At 39.3% G+C, this 653-nt stretch carries 2 protein-coding genes; both read right to left on the bottom strand.

The window, feature by feature from the left end:
• Window positions 1-31 precede the first annotated feature (31 nt).
• Complete coding sequence (locus A5N85_RS13765) at window positions 32-376, bottom strand: transposase (RefSeq protein WP_072577645.1); 345 nt, start codon at window positions 374-376, stop codon at window positions 32-34.
• Window positions 376-555 (bottom strand): IS630 transposase-related protein, encoded by a 180-nt coding sequence (locus tag A5N85_RS13760; protein ID WP_249023999.1) that lies wholly within the window; start codon window positions 553-555, stop codon window positions 376-378. The genes A5N85_RS13765 and A5N85_RS13760 overlap by 1 nt, the downstream gene beginning before the upstream one ends.
• Window positions 556-653 lie beyond the last annotated feature (98 nt).

The following is a 653-nucleotide window of genomic DNA, read 5'->3' as shown; positions in this document are numbered from 1 at the left end:
GTCTGGACTATAAGGGGGTAACCAAASTATCTCATTGCCCATGCTCTTCAATGATTGCTTTGAATATACACTGTCGTTTATGAAAAGCGGCATTGTCCATGACAATTACACTGTTTTTAGGTAACTCAGGTAACAGTGCTTCTCTCACCCAATGAGAGAAAATATCGCTGTTAATAGAACCATCATATAAGCGTAAGGCAAACAATTCTCCATTGATAATGGCTCCAATCGCATTGCTCTGGTTCTTTAAATGCCAGTTATCACTTCCATGACAAACTTGTCCTTTTGTGCTGTAGCCATAAGCTCTATGAGCAAAGGCTTTAAAACCACATTCATCAAGATAGACTATCGGTTTGTCTTGAGCGGTCTTATCCACTATTTGTTCTTGAAAGTGCTCTCTTTTCTCTGTGTCGGCTTTTGGATGTTGGTTAATCTTTTTTTATGCGTTATCTTTAGTCGCTTTAGAGCATAACAAATCGCTGATTGCGAGCAATTAAAACGTCTAGCTCTTTCCCATTGGTAATCATCAGGATACTGCTCAATATCCTTAAGCAAGCTTCATCATCAATCTTTGAGGCTTACGCTCAGTAAAGCCTTTAGGATGGGATTTTTAATCCATGCTATAGACGGTGAATTTGCTGATCTTGTAGCGC

The sequence above is a fragment of the Suttonella ornithocola genome (assembly GCF_001889065.1).
Classification (GTDB): domain Bacteria; phylum Pseudomonadota; class Gammaproteobacteria; order Cardiobacteriales; family Cardiobacteriaceae; genus Suttonella_A; species Suttonella_A ornithocola.
Note: the sequence above shows the minus strand (reverse complement) of the source record. Positions and strands in the feature narration are given on the sequence as shown.